Here is a 19,442-nt window from a genome sequence, read left to right on the forward strand (position 1 = left end):
GGGCCGAAGATCGGCGCAAATTGTCTCTTAGGTAACGTCAGGCTTCGGGAGCAGCCGAGAGGACGTCCGTGAGCACTACACGCAGCGAACCGCAAACGGTGGAGTTTCACGGTGTCGACGGCCTTGTGCTCGTCGCCGACGAATGGAACCGTGGAGCCGCAACGGCGGAGACGCGACCGACGGTCTTGATGCTGCACGGCGGCGGGCAGAACCGCTTTTCGTGGAAGAACACCGGCCAGATCCTGGCCGATGAAGGTTTTCACGTCGTCGCCCTGGACAGCCGCGGCCACGGCGATTCCGACCGCTCACCGGACGCGACCTACACCGTTGATGCGTTGTGCGCGGATGTCATGCGAGTGCTTGACCAGATCGGGCGGCCGGTGATTTTGATCGGGGCCAGCATGGGCGGAATGACGGGGATCCTCGTCGCCGACGCGGCCGGGCCGGAAAAGGTGACGAAGCTGGTCCTCGTCGACGTGGTGCCGCGGTACGAGAAGGACGGCAGCGCCCGGATTCGGGACTTCATGTTCAGCCACGTCCACGGCTTCGAGTCGCTGGAAGAGGCCGCCAACGCGGTCGCCGCCTACCTGCCGCACCGGACCAAGCCGCGCAGCCCCGAGGGCCTGAAGAAGAACCTGCGCCGCCGCGACGGCCGGTGGTACTGGCACTGGGACCCCAAGTTCCTCACCGCCCCTGCAGATAACGCATTTGTGCGGGAAGAGAAACTCGAACGGGCCGCGATCGACCTGACCATCCCGATCCTTCTGATCCGGGGCAAGCTGTCCGATGTCGTCAGCATGGAAGGCGTGCGGGACTTTCTTGAGAAAGTGCCGCACGCCGAGTTCGTGGAGTTGTCCGACGCCGGGCACACCGCAGCCGGTGACGACAACGAGGCGTTCTCCGAAGTCGTCGTGCAGTTCGTCGGCCGGTGACGGTCGGCTTCAACTTCCTTGAGGCACGGGAGCTTCCGGCACCTCAGGTCAGTGAGGCCCAGGCCCGCGAAATCCTTGCTGCGCACTACGGGCTGCAGGCCCTGGCGACATCGCTTGGCAGTCAGCAGGACAAGAACTTCGTCGTCACCGGCTCCGATGGCGCCATCGTCGGGGTGCTGAAGATCGCCAACCCGGCGTTCAATGCGCTCGAGATCGAGGCCCAAGACTTGGCGGCGCAACGGATCGCCGACGCTGAGCCGGCGTTGCGCATCGCCGTACCTCTGCCGAACGAAGGTGGCCAAAAGTGCACCGCCGTAACCGGATTGGTTGACGGGACAGCGTACGTACGGCTGCTGCGCTATCTCCCTGGCGGCACGCTCCTGGATTCCGGCTATCTATCGCCCACCGCGGTTGCCGCGCTGGGCGACGTAGCGGGTCGAGTGAGCCGGGCGCTTGCGGGCTTTACCCATCCGGGCCTGGACCGGGTTCTGCAATGGGATTTGCGCTATGGCGCTGACGTTGTGGCCGAATTGATTTCGCATATCGACGATCCTTCACAGAAGGCGCGGATCGAAGCGGTGACCCGTGACGCGTGGGCGAGAATCGCTGCGCTCGCCGACGAGCTGCCGCGGCAGGCGGTCCATCTGGACCTCACCGACGCCAACGTTGTGGTCTCGGCGTCACGGCATCCGGACGGAGTCATCGACTTCGGTGACTTGTCGGATAGTTGGGCCGTATCCGAACTGGCGATCACGGTTTCGTCGGTGCTTGGACATCCGGGAAGCGATCCCACGTCGATCCTGCCCGCGGTGCGCGCATTTCACGCCGTCCGGCCGCTGAACACAGCGGAGATGGATGCGCTGTGGCCACTGCTGGTGTTGCGCACCGCGGTGCTGATTGTCAGCGGCGCGCAGCAGGCAGCGTTGGATCCCGACAATCCGTACATCACCGAGCAGTCCGACGGCGAGTGGCGCATGTTCGAACAGGCCACGTCGGTTCCGATGGACGTGATGACGGAGGTGATCAGGGCCGAACTCGGCCTGGCCGCACAGCCGGAACCTGTTGGCGGGTCCGTCATCGATGTGGATCCATCGTCGGTGGCGACGCTCGACCTGGGAACTACATCCGACGTTTACGACTTCGCGTTCGAGCCGGACGGCTCCCTCAAAGCGGATGTCGAGGGCGAACTGGCAAGGGCGGCAGTGCAGAACGGCGCACGGCTCGTGGTGACTCGCTGGGGTCAGCCTCGGCTGAGCAGGACACGCAAGCTCAGCCAGGAAAGCCCCGAAGTCGTGGCGACCGGGATCAGCCTGTGGGCGGCGTCGACGACGAAGCTAGTGGCGCCGTGGGACGGCGAGATCGAAGAGTCGGTGCTCCGGGGAGCGCACTACGAGCTGACGCTGACCGGGGTGCAGGCGATGGCGTCGGGGAGTGTGCGTGCGGGCGAAGCGCTGGCCGATGCGCCCGCAGGGTGCTGGGTGGGGCTCGGTGTGCGACCAGTCGGTGCGCCCGTGGCACCGCTGTTCGCGCGGCCGGAGCTGGCGGCGGGATGGCTGGCGCTGTCGCGTGATCCCCGGCCGTTGCTGGGCGTTGATGCGGTAGAAGCAGCGAAGACCGGCGATCTGTTGTCGCGCCGCGACGCGAGTTTCGCGCCGGTGCAGGAGTTTTACTATCGGCGGCCGCCGCAGATCGAGCGTGGCCGCCGGCATTACCTGATGTCCACGGCGGGCCGGACCTATCTCGATATGGTCAACAACGTGACCGTGCTGGGCCACGCCCATCCGCGGATCGCCGACGCCGCCGCACGGCAGTTGCGCAAACTCAACACCAATTCGCGGTTCAACTACGAAGCGGTGGTCGAATTCAGTGAACGGCTCGCTGCGACGCTGCCTGACCCGCTGGACACGGTTTTCCTGGTGAATTCTGGTTCTGAGGCAAGCGATCTAGCGATCCGGCTTGCGATGGCGGCCACCGGCCGGCGCGACGTGGTGGCGGTGCGCGAGGCGTATCACGGATGGACGTACGGGACGGACGCGGTGTCGACGTCGACCGCCGATAACCCGAATGCGCTTGCCACGCGGCCGGGTTGGGTTCATACCGTCGAGTCACCGAACAGCTTCCGTGGCAAATACCGCGGCACAGATGCGGCGCGGTATGCCGGTGAAGCGGTGCAGCAGATTTCAGAGCTGACGGCCGATGGGCATCCGCCCGCGGCGTTCATCTGCGAAAGCGTATACGGCAATGCCGGTGGCATGGCGTTGCCGGATGGATATCTGCAGCAGGTGTATGCGTCGGTGCGGGCGGCGGGCGGTCTGGCGATCTCGGATGAGGTTCAGGTCGGTTATGGGCGTCTCGGCGAATGGTTTTGGGGCTTTCAGCAGCAGAATGCGGTGCCCGACATCGTGTCGATCGCGAAGTCAGCGGGCAATGGGTATCCGCTGGGTGCGGTGATCACGAGCCGCGCGGTGGCCGACGGGTTCCGGTCGCAGGGCTACTTCTTCTCGTCGACGGGCGGTAGTCCCTTGTCGTGCGCGATCGGGATCACTGTTCTCGACGTGCTGCGTGACGAGGGCCTGCCGCAGAACGCGAAACACGTTGGCGCGCATTTGAAGGCGAGATTGCAAGCGCTGCAGGGCAAGCATCCGATCATCGGCACGGTGCACGGCATAGGTCTCTACCTAGGTGTCGAGATGATCCGCGACCTCGACACGTTGGAGCCCGCGCCGGAGGAGACGTCGGCGATCTGCGAGCGCATGCTCGAGCTCGGGGTGATCATCCAGCCGACCGGCGACCACATGAACATTCTGAAAACGAAGCCGCCGTTGTGCATTGACATCGACTCGGCCGACGTCTACGTCGACACGCTGGACCGTGTCTTGACGGAGGGCTGGTAGGCACCCGCCCTCAGGTGCCGTCGCCGAGATCTACACCAGGGCTGTGTATTGCTGACCGAGCTGGTCGTCGACAGCCCTGGTGTCGAAATGGGCGATAGGGGGCGCGCGCACGTATGTGGCCAGATCCGAGCCAATCGTGGCCGAGATCGACCTAGGCACGTGTTGGTCGACGCCCTATCGTCTAGCCCGATGTCCGCCATTCTGCTCAGCGCCCATGTCATCGTCGCGATTCTCGCCGTCGGGCCAATTGCAGTAGCCGCCAGTATGTTTCCTCGCCTCGCTCGCGAGGGTTCCGCGGCGGCGCCCGTGCTGTACCGCATCTGCCAGACGTACGCCGTTGTGGGCGTGGCGGTCCCGCTGCTAGGCATCGCGACGGCAGTGTCGATGGGCGTGCTCACCCAAGCGTGGGTGCTGGTGTCGATTGCGCTCACGGCGGTTGCGGCCGTCGTGCTCGTCGCGAGCATCCTGCCCGATCAGCGCGCGGCACTCGACGGCAAGGCAGTCAGCACGCTGGCCATGACGACGGGCATCTTCAACCTGCTGTGGGTGGCCGTCACGGTGTTGATGATCCTGCGGCCCGGCTCGACGACGGGCGTGTAGTCAGGTCAGGCCCGCAGCGGTACGTCGTCGTGGCGAACGTCGGTGAGGATCTCGAACATCGCACGACGAGTGGCGACGAGCTCGGTGCGTTCAAAGGCTTTACCTGCCACTTGAACTCGACATGTCGCAATGGCGGAGTTGTAGCAGAACTTGGAGCCGCCGTCGGTGTCGGTGTAGGTCAAGCCGATGACGTCGTCCGGCTCTGTGGTGATCTCGCCCTCGATCATCTTCTCGCCCACCCGCCCGCCGAACGCCCATGAGAACGGCCGATACCTACCGTGGGTTTGCATGCTGCCGAGGATCGAGCGGACCGCAAATTCCTGGCCGGCGTGCCGGAAGACGAAAAGCGTGGCGGTCGGCAGCATGACGGGCCCGATGGCGGCGCGCGCCGTCACGATCTCCAGGGTCGACTCTGGTGCGTCGTCGAATCCACACACCTGGCCGAACGCATAGGCCGGCGTGTGCCGCGTCCCCCAGTTGTGGTTCACGCTGCCGGTCCAGCCGTCGACGACAAGCCGGATGTCGTCGAGTTCGAGCTGACCGTCGAACTCGGCCAGCGGGTGGCGCACCGTCGTCTTGGCAGTCGGGATGCGCGCCTTGTAGCCGCGCTCGGTCAGGAGTTTCACCGCGTCAGCAGAGCCTGGGCTGATGCGCAGATCCCACCGCGCCGAGCGGCTTCCACCGGTCACCACACCCTGCGCCGATCGGTCGTCGAGCGTCGTCGCCCCTATGCGGGCGGTCCAATCGTCGTAGTCGTAGGCCGCGGCGTCGATCGGGTACGGCTGCTTGAGCGCCCGGTTGCCCGCCCCGTCGGGGTCGAACACCATCACCCAGACATCGGCGACCGCATCACCGGCGGTCGGCAGCAGCAAGGTCTCGCGTAGCCACAGCGCTTGCGGCAGGTCGGGATGGTTAGCGCGGATGTAGCGACTCTCGTAATAGGGCGCCTTGGCGGACATCACGGCTTCAGCATCCAATACTTGAGCGGTGATGGGAGCGCAGATCGCGGCTTACGTACTGGCAGGCATCGCAGCGCTGGAAGCGGTGGGGCTGATCGTGCTGTGGGTGTACTACACGCGGCAGCATCGAGAACTTGACGAGCTGCGCCGCCGCGTCGACACCAGGAACATGCTTCTCACCGGTAGTCGTGAGGCCGTCAAGACGATGTGGCAGACCGCCAACATCCTGCGCAAAGACGGGTTCGGCGCCGCGGTCCGCTCGTCGATCGAGGACCTTGCGGACTGGGCGGAGGTCGAGCGACCGGACCTGGCTCGCCTGACGACAAGCGGCAAGGTCGTGATCCTGTTCTCCGACATCGAGGAGTCGACGGCACTCAACGAGCGCATCGGCGATCGAGCCTGGGTCAGGCTGCTCGGCAGTCACGACAAATTGGTACGCCGGCGCGTGGAGAAGCACGGCGGTTATGTGGTGAAAAGCCAGGGCGACGGTTTCATGGTCGCCTTCGCCGACCCGGAGGCAGCAGTGCGGTGCAGCCTCGATGTCCAGGGGGCACTACGCAAGCGCCCCAACGGTATTCGGGTTCGCATCGGCATCCACATGGGCAAATCGGTACGGCGTGGCGACGACTTGTTCGGCCGCAACGTCGCGATGGCGGCGCGGGTAGCCGGGCACGCCGAGGGCGGTGAGATTCTGGTCAGTGAGGTCGTGCGCGACGCTGTGAGCGATCACGACGACATCGAGTTCGACGAGGGCCGCGACGCCGAGCTCAAGGGGTTTTCCGGTACATACCGCCTGTACGCCGTGGCGGCCTAGTCTGCGGCTTCGCCGGCCTCGGCGAGGCGTTGGTGAAGGCGGGCGCGGATGTCGTCCGCGGAGTAGGAGTTGCGCCGGCGTTGGTCGCGAGCGACCAGCACCCCGCCCGCAACGACACCGGCGACACTGGCCAGCCCGACCCACTTCCATATCCCGCGCATGCGGAGAGTCTGCCTAAGCTGCGGTGGTGAATCAAAGCACGGTGTCGCTGCAGCGGGCGCTCGACGAGACGCGGACAGGGGACATCTGGCTGTTTCGCGGCCGCTCCGGGCCGGACCGGGCGATCCAGTCGATGACGAACAGTCCCGTCAACCACGTCGGGATGACGGTCGCGATCGACGATCTGCCGCCGTTGATCTGGCACGCCGAACTGGGCGACAAGCTCACCGATATGTGGACGGGCACGAATCACCGCGGCGTGCAGCTCAACGATGCACGGCAAGCAGTGGAACGCTGGATCAACAACTACGGACAGCGGTGTTGGTTACGCCAGCTCACGCCGTACGCCAACCGCGAGCAGGAAGACCGCATGCTGAAGGTCATCGCCCGGATGGACGGCACGCCCTTTCCCAGCACGGCGCGGTTGACGGGCCGATGGTTCCGTGGCCGGGTTCCCGTCGCCGGCGACTTCACCCGCGGAATCCCGTTCGTACACAGCAAGGTTCGGGAGTCGGCGCGACGCAAGAAGGCTGAAAAGCTCAAGGTGGGCCTGGAAACGGCCTACTGCGCGGAGACGGTCGCCATCACCTATGAGGAGATGGGGCTGCTGGCGACCGAAAAGCATTACAACTGGTTCGATCCCGGCTCGTTCTGGAGCGGAGACCATTTGCCGCTGGCGCCGGGCTACCGGCTGAGCGATGAAATCGCCGTCGTGCCATAGCCGCACACTCTGAGTGACGGCCGTGCCCGCGGCGCCCAATTCCAGCTAGCTGGAAGATCGATATGGACGTCAGCAGTGGCGACATCGGTTTGCCGGAGCGAGAGGCTTGAGGTGTCCGAACAGGACCACCGGCAAACAGGAGATCACCATGAAGGCAATCAAGTACCTCGCAGGCCCGTTAGCCGCCGCCACGATTGGTGGTGCCCTGCTTTTCGCGCCAATCGCCAGCGCCGACACCGATCCGCTCGTCCCGTATGGCACCGATCCACACGTCCCCGCGCTGGGCTACCACGTGTCCAACCACGACGAAGCGAACACGACGAACGGCTTCGTGGACACCGCCTTTTGATGCACCGGCTCTCAGAGTCGCGCGAAACAGGGGTTCGCGTCCTCCTTGGGAATCGACGCGTTCTGGCTGGAGAACTTGCCGACGACGCCCGTCCCGGTCACTTGGACACTGTCGGCATGGATACCGAGTGGATAGTTGTCGTTGAGCTTCTTGGTGAGGTCGTTCAGCGCTGACTGCACACCGTCCTTCGGCAGCGGGCCGTTGACGTCGACAACCTCCAGGTTCAGGTCACCGTCGGTGACGACGGGCTTGGCCGTGACGCTGTTGCTCCCGGCTTCCAGAACGATGGTGCCCGCGGCGGCGTCCGTGCTCACACCGGTGACCAAACTTCCCACCACCGGGAGGTTGGCGACCACCGTGTCCTTGATGCCCTCGGATTTCCAGGTGAGCGTCGCGTTCAGCGATCCGATGGTGCCCTTGGAATTCGCGGTGTCCTGCAGCCGCACGTCCCCGAGCGTCACGTCGGCCGTCATTCCCTTGGCTTCCTGGACTTGGTTTCCAGCAGTGGCGACCGAGATGTTCGTGTAGTGGCCGGTGATGTGCTGCCACAGGAAGGGCGGGTTCACCCCGAACGAGATCGTGGCGCCGTCCTTGACGACGCACTCGGCAACAGCCACGAGGATGCTGTCTGCACGGTGCCGGGCATAGAGTTCCGCGCCGGCAAGACCACCGGCCAGCAGCGCCACGATGATGACCGCAATCAGGATGATCGACTGCGGCGTTCGTAAGCTCGAGCCCCGCTGCTTCTTGGCGGGTGACTGTGGCGGTGACGGCGACGGTGGTGGCGGCGGCCGACGGATCTGTTCTGTCGGCGCGGAATCGGCAGGTGACGGCGGCTTCCGGAACTTCTCGGTCGGCCCTGGATCGCCGGGCCGGTATCGGCCGCGGATCTGTTCGGTCGGCGGCTCCGGTCGTCCGGGACGCGGAAGCCGTCGCGTCGCCTGATCCGGCGGCGGCACTCCCCTACCTCGCCATTCAGGCTGCCCGGGGCGCTGCGGCGGCTGTGTCATCTGCGCGATTCTGCCTGTATCGGACGGACACGTCGAGCATCGACACCGCAGACGGATCCTCCGAAGCAGTTACCTCGTGGTCGTCGGAGCCGGCGGAGGCGCCAGCGACAACCCGGCGTAGATCTCGTCGAGAAGCGTCGGCAACATGGCCTGCGCCGTCGTCTTGCCATCCGGCGACAGCGTCAGATTCGTCCAAATGACCAGTGCCACATCGTTATCCGGGTCGTAGCCCATGAACGAGTTGAAGCCAGGAAGTTCGCCGCCGTGGTAGTACATTGCCGCGTTCGGGCCGAATCGCTGATACGAGATGCCATACCCGTACTTCTGTCCATTGGGCGCGTCAGGATCCTCGGCCTGCAGGCTCGTCAACCACTGGTGGTGGTATTCGGCGTTGAAGAGCTTGCCCGAGACGAGCGCTTTCATCCATGTGGCCAGGTCGTCGGCCGTAGAGATCGCTCCGCCGGCGGCGGTGGCGTACGAAGGGTTCTGGTGGGTGTAGTCGACCGGTTGCAAGGTTCCGGCCTTGGCGGCGGCCTGCATATCGGCGGGGTACGGGATGTCGGCGAGGGCGTAGAAGCTGCCACCGTACATATAGCCGTGCGAGTAAGGAGCCGGCATCGATGTGTCTGCGGCGGCGGGCAGCGACGTCTGCGAAAGGCCGACGGGGCCGAACAGGCGGTCGGCGAACTGCTGTGCCAACGAGCGCCCTCCGACCTTCTCTGCGATTAGACCCAGAAGCGCATAGTTCGTGTTGCTGTAGTCGTAGGAGGCGTCAGGCGCGAACTGCGGCGGATGGCGGAACGCGATAGCCAGTACCTCCTGCGGCGTCCAGGCCTTTCCCGGGTCGGCATCCATCGCTGCGGAAAGCTCGGGGTCGGCCGTGTAGCCGTACAAGCCGCTGCGCATCTTCAAAAGCTGTGCGACCGTGATGTTTTCGCCGTTGGGTACATTCGGGATGTACGCCGACACGGGGTCGCTGAACTTCAGCTTGCCGTCCTGGGCGAGCAGGACGATCAGCGCCGCCGTCATGGTCTTGGTGTTCGACGCGATCCGGAAATGGGTGTTCGTCGCCGGCGGCGTCTGGGCGCCGAGTTCGGTCGTGCCGAACGCAAAGGTGAAGTCGCCTTGAGGCATGTGTAGTAGCACCATCGCCCCGGGGACCATGAGCTTCTTCGCGGCAGTGTCGACGACGGCCTGAAATGCCTTCGGATCTATGCGCTTCAGCGCGGACACCTGTGGTACCGCGCTGGTCGCAGTCGTCGTGGCAGAGGAAAGTGCGGTCGTCGGCTCGTTCGACGAACAGCTGGAGAGCGATAGCGCGACGCACGCCGCGAGCCCAGCGATGCACATGCGTTGGGCCCGGGAAACGATCAACGTCGCGGACTCGACCACGACGGACTCACACCGTCCCGCGAGCGGCCCACGCGGCGGCGGTGACGGTGAACGGCCCATCGCCGAGACGTTGGCGAGCCACCGATGCGAGACGCGCGCGGCCATCGGCGTCGAGTCGCTGGACGTAGTCACCGGCCGGGCCGACACCGTATGTGTAAGGCTCCCACCACTCCTCGAAGGTCGGATGTACAACGTCGACCGCTATGGAATCTTCTTCCACGTCGTTCAGGCCGGCCGCTTCGAATAGCTCCGTCAGGTGCCCCATGTGCGCCCCGGACAGTAGCGCTTCATCCTGGGCCTCGGGGTCGATCATGTGCACCGCATCCCAAAACGGCGCCAGTGCGCCGGTCGGCCCGTCCCAGACGCATGCTGCGACGACACCGCCGCGTCGCGTCACGCGCGCCATCTGTCTGATGCCGGCGACTGGGTCCGTCATGAAGTGCACCACCAATTGCGCAAGCGCGGCATCGAAAACTGCAGTGTCGTAAGGCAATTCCTCCGCTGCACCCCGACGCGCGTCAACGCCTGGGAAGCGAGCACTGATCGCGTCGATGAACGGCGGAGAAGGATCAATCGCCGTGACCTCGGCTCCGACGGACAGCAACTGCGCCGTAAGCGCGCCCGGTCCACAGCCCACGTCGAGCACCTCATCGCCAGCGCCGACCCCGGCAAATGCCACGAAAACCTCCGCAAGAGGCTCGGCATACCGGCCCATGTACCGTGCATACGCCTCCGGCGAGACGACGAAACTCACCAGGGAATGCTACGTCGCCGGATACGCCGCCAGGCCAGTTCGGCCGTTGACTCTGCGCGTAGGGCGTGAAAGTACGAGAGCACCTCGCCATAGCCGCAGAGTCAACGAGCGTCAGACATTAAATCTGAACTCGACCACGTCCCCGTCGGCCATCACGTAGTCCTTGCCCTCCATGCGAACCCTGCCCGCGGCCTTGGCGGCCGCCATCGAACCGGCTTCCATCAGGTCGTCATACGACACGATCTCAGCCTTGATGAAGCCCTTCTCGAAGTCGGTGTGGATGACACCGGCGGCCTTCGGCGCGGTATCGCCTTGGTGAATCGTCCACGCGCGCGACTCTTTTGGGCCCGCCGTCAGGAACGTCTGCAGCTTCAGCGTGTGAAAACCCGCACGCGCCAACGCATCCAGTCCACGCTCGGTCTGGCCGATCGATTCCAGCAGCTCAGCGGCCGACTCGTCGTCCAGCTCCTGGAGCTCCGCTTCGATCTTCGCGTCGAGGAAAACCGCGTCCGCGGGCGCGACCAGCTCACGCAAGGCAGCCACGCGTGCGTCGTCGGTCAGCACCGCCTCATCGGCGTTGAACACGTACAGGAACGGCTTTGTCGTCAGCAGGTTCAGCTCCCGCACCAGCGACGCATCGATACCCGCCGCGAAGAGCGTCTTGTCACCGTTGAGGATCTCCTGCGCCGCCACCGCCGCCTCATACGCCGGCCTGCGGTCCTTGTGCGTCCGCGCTTCCTTCTCCATCCGCGGCAGCGCACGCTCAAGCGTCTGCAGATCGGCCAGGATCAGCTCGGTCTCGATCACCTCGATGTCCGACTTGGGATCGATGCGGCCATCGACATGTGCGACATCGTCGTCGGTGAACACCCGCACGACCTGACAGATGGCATCGCTTTCGCGGATGTTGGCCAGGAACTTGTTCCCCAGACCTGCGCCCTCGGATGCGCCTTTGACGATGCCGGCAATATCGACGAACGTCACCGTCGCCGGCACGATTTTGTCCGAGGCAAACATTTTGGCCAGTTCAGCCAACCGCGGGTCGGGCAGCGGCACGACACCCTCGTTCGGCTCGATCGTCGCGAACGGATAGTTGGCCGCCAGCACGTTATTGCGCGTCAGCGCGTTGAACAGCGTTGACTTGCCAACATTCGGCAGTCCGACGATTCCCAGGTTCAGGCCCACAGGGTCCAGAGTCTAGGAGACTGTGATCGGCACGCCAGAAGCGCGCTGGCGACGACTTTTACGGATAGCCGGTACGGTCTACGTGTGTCCGGACAGCGCGCAAGGTCGGCGGTGGCGGCCGACCATCGCTCTGCGCATCCCAATATCCCGGGTCTTCCGTGGTGGGGTGCGGTGCTCGCGGCGGTCACGTTGACCGCCGTGGGCTTCGCCTACGACGCAGGCACAGGCAATAAAGAGCTGGGCATGGTCTTCGCCGGCTCGTACCTGGTGGGGTGCATCTTCGCCGTTCTCGCCGTGCGCCAATCGGGAATCTTCACCGCCGTCATCCAGCCGCCGCTCATCCTCTTCGTCAGCGTGCCGACGGCCTATTTCCTTTTTCACGGCGCGAACTTCAGCGGCATCAAGGACACGCTGATCAACTTTGGCTATCCGCTGATCGAGCGGTTTCCGCTGATGTTCTTCACCGCCGCGGCGGTGCTGCTGATCGGCATGGGCCGCTGGTACTACGGCATGTCTTCACGCCGCACCGCTGGGCTATCCGCGGAGAAGGAGCCCGCCAGCACCAGCCGCGCGTCGACCCTCACCGCCAAGGTGTCGTCGCTGTTCACCGCCGAGCCCGACGAGGACGACGCCGAGGACACCGAATCGCCGCGCCGCAAGCACACCATCGACCGTCCCAGCCGAGCTGCGCGGTCTACGACAGGTTCGACCCGCAGCGGCCGGACCACGAAACGCGCGACGCCGTCCCGGTCGCGCCACGCCCGCCCGCCGGAAACCGAGATCATCGAACCCGTCGCCGAGCGCCCGCGCCGCGCCCGTGCGCCCCGCAAGACCGATCAGCCGCCTGTAGAACCTCGGCGACGGAGCCGCACGTCGTCGACGCGCGAGCCACGCAAGTCCGTCCCTCCTGCCGACCGGCGCGCGTCCTACGAGCGACCCGAACGTCGCCGCCGTCTCGACGACTACGAACCGTTGGAGCCGCACGGCACCAACGGGAACGGGACGCATCACCCGGTGTCACGTGTGCGGTATCGCGGCGCCGACGACAGCGACAACCGCGCCGACTACCGAACTCGGTCTCGGTCGTCTCGCAATTGGCAAGCCGACAGCTGGGAATACGACGTCTAACTGCGCCCGCGCAGAAACCGGCCGGCCGCATCCACAGCAGGCGCGGAACTGCCTGCGTCACTGATGAATACGGACAGCGCCAGATCGCCGTCGATGCCCACGAACCAGCCGTGCGCGTGTTGGTCGTCGATGTATTCGGCGGTACCGGTCTTGCCCAGCATGCCGGGGATATCCTGCAGCTGCGTCGCGGTGCCGCCCGTAACCGTCTCGCGCATCATCGATTTCACCTGATCGGCGACGGCCGACGGAAGCGCGTCGGGAGCATGGTCCGGCTTGCCCGGTTGGCCGTTGACGATCGCCGGGGCAGGCACCGAGCCGTGCGCCAGAGCCGCGGCCAACAGCGCCATGCCGAACGGTGACGCGGTCACCTGGCCCTGGCCGATACCCTCCTCCACGCGCAACGCGGCGGTGTCGGCGGCGGGCACCTTTCCGGTGACGGTGGTCATGCCTGGCGCCGTGTAGTCGATCCCGAGACCGAGTTGCGCGGCCGCCTTGGTCAGGCCGTCGGGCGGCAGGTTGACGGCGAGCCGTCCCATCGTGGTGTTGCAGGACCGGGCGAACGCGGTGTGCAGCGGAACCTGGCCGAGGTCGAAGTTGTCGTCGTTGGGGATCTGACGGCCCTCGATGTTCTCCGTCCCAGGGCACGCGACGACGCTGTCGGGGGTGACCTGTCCGGCCTGCAGGGCAGCCGAGACTGTCACCGTCTTGAACGTCGAGCCGGGCGGATACAGGCCGGTGAGCGCGATCGGACCCTGCGCGTCGGCGGCGGCGTTCTGCGCGACCGCCAGCACGTTGCCCGTCGAGGGCTGGAGCACGACCATCGCGGCTGGGGTGGCGATCGGGGCCAGCGCGTTCTTGGCGGCGAGCACCATGCCGATGTCGAGCGTGCTGGCGATATCGGCTACGGGTTTGGGGTCCTGGCCGCCGACGCGCTGGGCACCGTTGGCGCCCTGGGCGCTCACCGCCCAGCCGGTGGCGTCGTCGGTGGCGTGCTGCCACAGGTCCGTCAGGCCCGACAGCGTGGGCGACGTCAGCGCCTTGTCGGCGGTCAGCAGCCGCGTCTGCGGTGCGAGCGTCACGTTCGGCAGCGCCTTCAGTTGCTCCTCGATCGGCGCCAAGTCGTCCGCCCGCAGCGTGATCGCGGTGACCGGCTGGCCGTTGGCGGCGCCGAGCTGCGTCTGCATCGAGTCCGCCGTGATACTCGAATCGAGCGGATTAAGAAGTGCTGCAACGGCACTCACGTCTGCGCCGGGCGCCACGTTGACCAGCGTGACGACTTGCTGGGTAAGCAACTCCGCGCCCGTGCGGTCGAGCACCCGCGCAGCGGGGTCCGGCACAACCGTGCTGTACGACAACGGCCCGACGTCCAGGCCGGGCGCGACGGTCGTCGGGCTCCACCGGATCTTCCAGTCGTCTCCGTTGGCGTCGGCGGCGCCGGTTGTGGTGTAGGTCCACTGATTTCGTCCGTCTGGCCCGAACTTCCAGGTCGCGTTCAACGTGAATGTGGCGGCGTTGTCCTTGCGATCGACCTTGCCGACCTCGACGTGTGCGTTCTTGCCGAGGCTGTCGAACAGCTTGCCCAACGTGTCGGATGCCGCGGCTTGATCGGTGGTCACGGCCGCCGCGGCGGAGGCGTCACCTTTCGTGAGCGCGTCAGCGAACGAATGGACCGTGGCGTTCAACCGGTCCGCGACATCGTCACCGCAGCCGGCGAGTACGAGGACGAGAACCGCGAGCAGTCGTAAAAGTGCCTCTCCGGAGCCGATTTTGGGCACTTTTGCGTCTGCTCGCGCAGGAAGGCGCATTACGTGCGTGCCGGGCGGATCTCCCGCGGAAGCGCGAACACCAACGTTTCGTTGGCTGTCGTGACGGGCTGCACGACGTCGAATCCGTACTCGGCGAGCCGCTCGAGGACCCCGCGCACCAGCACTTCGGGCACCGACGCGCCCGATGTGACGCCGACCGTCGTCACGCCCTCGAGCCACGCCGGGTCGATGTCGTCGGCGTAGTCCACAAGATGAGCGGCCTCCGAGCCGGCACCCAACGCGACCTCGACCAGCCGCACCGAGTTCGACGAGTTGCGCGATCCGACGACGATCACCAATTCGCACTCCGGCGCCATCGCCTTGACCGCGACCTGCCGGTTCTGCGTGGCGTAGCAGATGTCGTCGCTCGGCGGGTCCTGCAGCTTCGGGAAACGCTCCCGCAGCCGCTGCACGGTCTCCATCGTCTCGTCGACGCTCAACGTGGTCTGGGACAGCCAGATCACCTTGTCCTCGTCGCGCACGGTGACGCTGTCGACGGCATCCGGCCCGTCGACCAGCTGCACGTGGTCCGGCGCCTCGCCCGCGGTGCCGACAACTTCCTCGTGGCCCTCGTGACCGATCAGCAGGATGTCGTAGTCGTCACGGGCGAACCGCTTGGCCTCGTTGTGCACCTTGGTGACCAGCGGGCAGGTGGCGTCGATCACCTTGAGGTCGCGTGCGGCGGCCGTCTCGTGCACCGTCGGCGCGACGCCGTGCGCGGAGAACACAACAATGGAACCCTCGGGCACCTCGTCGTTGTCGTCGACGAACACCGCGCCGGCCTTCGCCAGCGTGTCGACCACGTGCCGGTTGTGCACGATCTCGTGGCGCACGTACACCGGCGCGCCGTGCTTTTCCAGCGCGCGTTCCACGGTTTCGACGGCGCGGTCGACGCCCGCGCAGTACCCGCGCGGCTCGGCCAGCAGCACTCGTTTACCGGCAACACCGCCGCTGACCGAGCTGGAGGCACCCGGGATCCCCATGTTTATCGTCGGCGGCATGGTTCCCAGGGTACTGATCCGCAAGGTAGGGAGGCCAGCCGTAGTCTGGAGGCCATGGCAACTGCACCGTACGGAGTCCGTCTGCTGGTAGGAGCGGCGGTAACCGCGATCGAGGAAACCCGAAAGCTTCCGCAGACCATCCTCATGTATCCGATGACCGTCGCGAGCCAGCTTGCACACCTTGTGATGAAGATGCAGCAAGACGTGGCCGACCTGGTTATCAAGGGCGACGAGACCCTCGACGCGATGTTCCCGCCCAAAGACGAGCAGCCGGAATGGGCAACATTTGACGAAGACGTCGACGACGACGCGCCGGCGCAGCCGGCCACTGACGGCGAGCGCCTCACCGAGGGTCGCTTCGCACTGTTCACCAACGGCGAGCCAGAGGATCCGAAGCCTGCTGACAAGGAGGCCCAGCTCGCCAAGGCCGATCCCCCCGACATCGTCACCGAGCTCGACTACGAGTCGCTGACCCTGGCCCAGCTGCGCGCACGAATGTCCTCGCTGCGGGTCGCCGACCTCGAGGCGTTGCTCGCCTTCGAAGGCGCCACCAAGGCGCGCGCACCCTTCCAGACCCTGCTGGCCAACAGGATCACCCGCGCGACCGCCAAGTGACCAGCCAGTCAAGCCACGTCGAACCCGGCCAGTCGCCCGAGAATCCGTGGCCGGTCCGTGCCGTGGCCACTAGGGTCGCCAAGTGGATTGACCGTCTGGGCATCGTCTGGGTCGAGGGGCAGCTGACCGAGCTCAAGGTGCGCGCGGACTCCAAGACTGTGTTCATGGTGCTACGCGATCCCGCGGCGGACATGTCGCTGAGCCTGACCTGCCCGCGCGACCTCGTGCACAACGCGCCGGTGAAGCTGTCGGAGGGCACTCAGGTGGTGGTGTGCGCCAAGCCGTACTTCCACACCGGGCGCGGTTCATTCTGGTTGCGGGTCAGCGAGATTCGTGCCGTCGGCATCGGCGAACTGCTGGCCCGTATCGAACGGCTGCGTCAACTGCTGCACGCCGAGGGCTTGTTCGATCCCCGGCTCAAGCGGCAGATCCCGTTCCTGCCGTCCAGGATCGGGTTGATCACCGGACGCGCATCAGCGGCTGAGCATGATGTGTTGACCGTCGCCGCCGGCCGCTGGCCCGCGGTGCGGTTCGAGGTACGCAACACCGTCGTGCAGGGACCCAACGCCGTTGTCCAGATCGTCGAGGCGCTGCGCGAATTGGACCGCGACCCTGCCGTCGACGTGATCGTCATCGCCCGCGGCGGCGGCAGCGTCGAGGACCTATTGCCGTTCTCCGACGAAACGCTGTGCCGGGCGATCGCCGCATGCACCACGCCGGTCGTCAGCGCAGTCGGCCACGAACCCGACAACCCGCTGTGCGACCTCGTTGCGGATCTGCGTGCGGCAACCCCGACCGACGCGGCCAAGCGGATCGTGCCCGACGCGGCAGCCGAGCAGGCCCTCGTCTTGGATCTGCGCCGACGCAGCGCACGTGCACTGCGCAATTGGGTGCACCGCGAGCAGCACATCGTGGGCCAACTGCGAAGCCGGCCGGTACTGGCACAGCCGCTGGCCGCGCTCACTGCCCGCGCCGACGAGATCCACCGCGCCCGCGCCTGTGTTCGGCGTGACATCACCCGGCTGGTGAACGCGGAGTCCGACCGGATCGGCCACCTGTCGGCACGCGTGTCCACACTGGGGCCGGCGGCCACGCTGGCGCGCGGCTACGCCGTCGTACAAACGGACGCCGGGGCGGTGTTGCGCACGAAGGCCGACGCGCCGGCAGGCACGCGGCTGCGCGTACGGGTCGCCGACGGGGCCGTCAGAGCCGTGAGCGAGGGCAGCGAATGAAGCCTATTAGTGAACTGGGGTACGAAGAAGCCCGCGACGAGTTGGTCGAAGTAGTCCAGCAGCTCGAGCAAGGCGGGCTGGACTTAGATACATCGCTGAAGCTCTGGGAAAGAGGTGAAGAGCTGGCTAAACGTTGCGAAGAACACTTAGCTGGCGCGCGGAAGCGAGTAGAGGATGCGCTAGCCTCCAGGGACGGCGAGGAAGCTTGAACGCGGAACGATTTTTCGGCTAAGGGCTCGAAACTGTAACACGTTTCATTTATGCTCTGCGGCATGGGTGATTCAACGTTGACCACCGCGCTGGGCCGCGTCCTCGTCACCGGGGGCTCCGGTTTCGTCGGCGCCAACCTGGTGACCGAGTTGCTCGACCGCGGTCATGACGTCCGCTCCTTCGACCGAGCCGCCTCGCCGCTACCTGCGCATCCCCGTCTCGAGGTGCTCGAAGGAGACATCTGCGACGCCGATACGGTCGCCAAGGCTGTCGACGGTATCGACACGATCATTCACACCGCGGCAATCATCGACTTGATGGGCGGGGCGTCGGTCACCGAGGAGTACCGCAAGCGCAGTTTCGCGGTCAACGTCGACGGCACCAAGAACCTCGTGCACGCCGCGCAGAAGGCGGGTGTGAAGCGGTTCGTCTACACCGCGTCCAACAGTGTGGTGATGGGAGGCCGGCGCATCTCGGGCGGCGACGAAACGCTGCCGTACACCGAACGTTTCAACGACCTGTACACCGAGACGAAGGTCGTCGCTGAGCGGTTTGTGTTGTCGCAGAACGCGTCCCCAAATGGCGGGGCCGGCTTACTCACATGTTCCATCCGGCCCAGCGGTATCTGGGGCCGCGGTGATCAGACGATGTTCCGCAAGGTGTTCGAAAGCGTGCTTGCGGGCCACGTCAAGGTGCTCGTCGGCAGCAAGCGGGTCAAGCTCGATAACTCGTACGTGCACAACCTGATTCACGGCTTCATCCTGGCCGCCGAGCATCTGGTGCCGGGCGGCACCGCACCTGGTCAGGCCTACTTCATCAACGACGGTGAGCCGATCAACATGTTCGAGTTCTCGCGGCCGGTCGTGGAGGCGTGCGGTCAGCCGTGGCCAAGGCTGCGGGTGCCGGGCCGGCTGGTGTGGTTCGTGATGACAGTGTGGCAATGGTTCCACTTCCGGTTCGGCTTGCCCAAGCCGTTGCTGGAACCGCTTGCGGTGGAACGGCTTTACCTCGACAACTACTTCTCGATCGCGAAGGCCGAACGGGATCTCGGGTATAGGCCGTTGTTCACCACCGAGCAGGCGATGGCAGAGTGCCTGCCCTACTACGTCGACCTGTTCCACCAGATGAAGTCGGAAGCGAAGCCGCACGCCGTCAGCATGCTCACGGAACAGCCCGCAGCGGGCTGATCTCCCCCGTGGCGCTGTTGACCAACGCGGCCCGGTCCAGCCGCGCGTGCAGCGGCAGGACGTCCAGCACCGACGCCACCACGGCCGGCAGCTGATCCAGCGTCGCGCGCGGCGCCAGCGAGCAGTGCGGCAGCCACACGCCGGGCCGGTAGTGCTTATGCAGTTCTGCGCCAGTGGCGGTCACCGCCTCGACCACCCGCTGTTGGCGCGCGACGAAGTCGGCGCTCACCCCCGCAACCAACCACGTCCGTCCGCGCCGGAACAACCCGATGCCGTCGAAGCTCAAGTCAACGGGTTCGCCGCCGTCGAGACCGGCGAGCGCGTCGCACACCGCCGCGAGGTCCCAGCTCCGCAAGACCGCGTACGACACATGCGGCACATGCCGACCGTGAGTGTGCGAACGCAGGCTCGGCACACCCTGCTCCTCGATCCCATAACGCCCGCACCGCCCGCTCGGATCGTCGGTCGAACAGCAGACAGACGGCCAGCGCCACG

Annotated in this window: 19 protein-coding genes and 1 pseudogene; 11 read left to right on the forward strand and 9 right to left on the reverse strand. The window is 65.8% G+C overall.

The features are described 5' to 3' along the window. Positions 1-68: 68 nt before the first annotated feature. The 3 genes from ACWW36_RS01505 (at position 69) to ACWW36_RS01515 (ending at position 4,426) form a co-directional block, all read left to right on the forward strand. Positions 69-932, forward strand: coding sequence for an alpha/beta fold hydrolase (locus ACWW36_RS01505; RefSeq protein WP_456139852.1), 864 nt, complete (start codon positions 69-71; stop codon positions 930-932). Next, on the forward strand, positions 929-3,826 hold the full coding sequence (locus tag ACWW36_RS01510; protein ID WP_456139853.1) for an aminotransferase: 2,898 nt from the start codon (positions 929-931) through the stop codon (positions 3,824-3,826). The genes ACWW36_RS01505 and ACWW36_RS01510 overlap by 4 nt, the downstream gene beginning before the upstream one ends. Before the next feature lie 189 nt (positions 3,827-4,015). Next, positions 4,016-4,426: a hypothetical protein gene (locus ACWW36_RS01515; protein WP_456139854.1), complete on the forward strand. Its 411-nt coding sequence runs from the start codon at positions 4,016-4,018 to the stop codon at positions 4,424-4,426. Positions 4,427-4,431: 5 nt separating this feature from the next. On the opposite strand, the gene ACWW36_RS01520 is transcribed toward ACWW36_RS01515, so the two are convergent. Beyond that, complete coding sequence (locus tag ACWW36_RS01520; RefSeq protein WP_456139855.1) at positions 4,432-5,385, reverse strand: hypothetical protein; 954 nt, start codon at positions 5,383-5,385, stop codon at positions 4,432-4,434. A gap of 31 nt (positions 5,386-5,416) precedes the next feature. Between ACWW36_RS01520 and ACWW36_RS01525 the strand changes: the two genes are divergently transcribed. Beyond that, a complete protein-coding gene (locus ACWW36_RS01525; protein ID WP_456142332.1) occupies positions 5,417-6,199 on the forward strand; it encodes an adenylate/guanylate cyclase domain-containing protein in 783 nt (260 codons plus the stop codon). Here ACWW36_RS01525 and ACWW36_RS01530 read toward each other — a convergent pair. Further along, a complete protein-coding gene (locus ACWW36_RS01530; protein ID WP_456139856.1) occupies positions 6,196-6,360 on the reverse strand; it encodes a hypothetical protein in 165 nt (54 codons plus the stop codon). The two genes, ACWW36_RS01525 and ACWW36_RS01530, sit on opposite strands and share 4 nt — an antisense overlap. A 41-nt stretch (positions 6,361-6,401) precedes the next feature. On the opposite strand from ACWW36_RS01530, the gene ACWW36_RS01535 reads away from it, so the two are divergent. Together ACWW36_RS01535 and ACWW36_RS01540 are read left to right on the forward strand one after the other, a co-directional pair. Further along, positions 6,402-7,079 carry a guanylate cyclase gene (locus ACWW36_RS01535; RefSeq protein ID WP_456142333.1) on the forward strand — a complete coding sequence of 226 codons (678 nt, stop codon included), beginning with the start codon at positions 6,402-6,404 and terminating at the stop codon, positions 7,077-7,079. 148 nt (positions 7,080-7,227) lie between these two features. Continuing rightward, the gene (locus ACWW36_RS01540) at positions 7,228-7,428 is read left to right on the forward strand and encodes a hypothetical protein (protein ID WP_456139857.1); all 201 of its coding nucleotides are present in this window, start codon (positions 7,228-7,230) and stop codon (positions 7,426-7,428) included. Positions 7,429-7,439: 11 nt separating this feature from the next. On the opposite strand, the gene ACWW36_RS01545 is transcribed toward ACWW36_RS01540, so the two are convergent. The 4 genes from ACWW36_RS01545 to ychF form a co-directional block, all read right to left on the reverse strand. After that, positions 7,440-8,438 carry an LmeA family phospholipid-binding protein gene (locus ACWW36_RS01545; protein WP_456139858.1) on the reverse strand — a complete coding sequence of 333 codons (999 nt, stop codon included), beginning with the start codon at positions 8,436-8,438 and terminating at the stop codon, positions 7,440-7,442. A gap of 69 nt (positions 8,439-8,507) precedes the next feature. Continuing rightward, a complete protein-coding gene (locus ACWW36_RS01550) occupies positions 8,508-9,788 on the reverse strand; it encodes a serine hydrolase domain-containing protein (protein WP_456142334.1) in 1,281 nt (426 codons plus the stop codon). A gap of 49 nt (positions 9,789-9,837) precedes the next feature. Beyond that, on the reverse strand, positions 9,838-10,584 hold the full coding sequence (locus ACWW36_RS01555) for a class I SAM-dependent methyltransferase (protein ID WP_456139859.1): 747 nt from the start codon (positions 10,582-10,584) through the stop codon (positions 9,838-9,840). Positions 10,585-10,695: 111 nt separating this feature from the next. Beyond that, entirely contained in the window at positions 10,696-11,769 is a 1,074-nt protein-coding gene (ychF, locus tag ACWW36_RS01560; RefSeq protein ID WP_456139860.1) for a redox-regulated ATPase YchF, read from the reverse strand. 84 nt (positions 11,770-11,853) lie between these two features. On the opposite strand from ychF, the gene ACWW36_RS01565 reads away from it, so the two are divergent. Further along, positions 11,854-12,897: a DUF6542 domain-containing protein gene (locus tag ACWW36_RS01565; protein ID WP_456139861.1), complete on the forward strand. Its 1,044-nt coding sequence runs from the start codon at positions 11,854-11,856 to the stop codon at positions 12,895-12,897. Here ACWW36_RS01565 and ACWW36_RS01570 read toward each other — a convergent pair. Beyond that, positions 12,894-14,672, reverse strand: a complete 1,779-nt coding sequence (locus ACWW36_RS01570; RefSeq protein ID WP_456139862.1) for a penicillin-binding transpeptidase domain-containing protein — start codon at positions 14,670-14,672, stop codon at positions 12,894-12,896. The genes ACWW36_RS01565 and ACWW36_RS01570 overlap by 4 nt on opposite strands. 29 nt (positions 14,673-14,701) lie before the next feature. Continuing rightward, entirely contained in the window at positions 14,702-15,703 is a 1,002-nt protein-coding gene (locus ACWW36_RS01575; RefSeq protein WP_456139863.1) for a 4-hydroxy-3-methylbut-2-enyl diphosphate reductase, read from the reverse strand. Between the two features lie 54 nt (positions 15,704-15,757). Between ACWW36_RS01575 and ACWW36_RS01580 the strand changes: the two genes are divergently transcribed. From ACWW36_RS01580 to ACWW36_RS01595, 4 genes are read left to right on the forward strand one after another with little or no spacing between them, the layout of a single operon-like run. Further along, positions 15,758-16,318 carry a lipid droplet-associated protein gene (locus tag ACWW36_RS01580; RefSeq protein ID WP_456139864.1) on the forward strand — a complete coding sequence of 187 codons (561 nt, stop codon included), beginning with the start codon at positions 15,758-15,760 and terminating at the stop codon, positions 16,316-16,318. Beyond that, positions 16,315-17,550, forward strand: a complete 1,236-nt coding sequence (gene xseA, locus ACWW36_RS01585; protein ID WP_456139865.1) for an exodeoxyribonuclease VII large subunit — start codon at positions 16,315-16,317, stop codon at positions 17,548-17,550. Before ACWW36_RS01580 ends, xseA begins: the two co-directional genes overlap by 4 nt. Further along, a complete protein-coding gene (locus ACWW36_RS01590) occupies positions 17,547-17,759 on the forward strand; it encodes an exodeoxyribonuclease VII small subunit (protein ID WP_456139866.1) in 213 nt (70 codons plus the stop codon). Before xseA ends, ACWW36_RS01590 begins: the two co-directional genes overlap by 4 nt. A 51-nt stretch (positions 17,760-17,810) precedes the next feature. Beyond that, positions 17,811-18,947, forward strand: a complete 1,137-nt coding sequence (locus ACWW36_RS01595) for a 3-beta-hydroxysteroid dehydrogenase (RefSeq protein ID WP_456139867.1) — start codon at positions 17,811-17,813, stop codon at positions 18,945-18,947. Here the strand turns inward: ACWW36_RS01595 and ACWW36_RS01600 are convergent. Further along, positions 18,922-19,441: pseudogene (locus ACWW36_RS01600) on the reverse strand (2'-5' RNA ligase family protein). The gene ACWW36_RS01595 and the pseudogene ACWW36_RS01600 overlap by 26 nt on opposite strands. Between the last annotated feature and the right edge of the window lies 1 nt (position 19,442).

Source organism: Mycobacterium sp. MMS18-G62 (assembly GCF_053877835.1).

Coding starts and splice junctions, on each gene's coding strand:
- ACWW36_RS01550 (WP_456142334.1), bottom strand. CDS start 9,788: ATGTGCATCGCTGGGCTCGCGGCGTGCGTCGCGCTATCGCTCTCCAGC.
- ACWW36_RS01520 (WP_456139855.1), bottom strand. CDS start 5,385: ATGTCCGCCAAGGCGCCCTATTACGAGAGTCGCTACATCCGCGCTAAC.
- ACWW36_RS01515 (WP_456139854.1), top strand. CDS start 4,016: ATGTCCGCCATTCTGCTCAGCGCCCATGTCATCGTCGCGATTCTCGCC.
- ACWW36_RS01545 (WP_456139858.1), bottom strand. CDS start 8,438: ATGACACAGCCGCCGCAGCGCCCCGGGCAGCCTGAATGGCGAGGTAGG.
- ACWW36_RS01595 (WP_456139867.1), top strand. CDS start 17,811: ATGCTCTGCGGCATGGGTGATTCAACGTTGACCACCGCGCTGGGCCGC.
- ACWW36_RS01525 (WP_456142332.1), top strand. CDS start 5,417: ATGGGAGCGCAGATCGCGGCTTACGTACTGGCAGGCATCGCAGCGCTG.
- ACWW36_RS01590 (WP_456139866.1), top strand. CDS start 17,547: ATGAAGCCTATTAGTGAACTGGGGTACGAAGAAGCCCGCGACGAGTTG.
- ACWW36_RS01530 (WP_456139856.1), bottom strand. CDS start 6,360: ATGCGCGGGATATGGAAGTGGGTCGGGCTGGCCAGTGTCGCCGGTGTC.
- ACWW36_RS01580 (WP_456139864.1), top strand. CDS start 15,758: ATGGCAACTGCACCGTACGGAGTCCGTCTGCTGGTAGGAGCGGCGGTA.
- ACWW36_RS01540 (WP_456139857.1), top strand. CDS start 7,228: ATGAAGGCAATCAAGTACCTCGCAGGCCCGTTAGCCGCCGCCACGATT.
- ACWW36_RS01575 (WP_456139863.1), bottom strand. CDS start 15,703: ATGCCGCCGACGATAAACATGGGGATCCCGGGTGCCTCCAGCTCGGTC.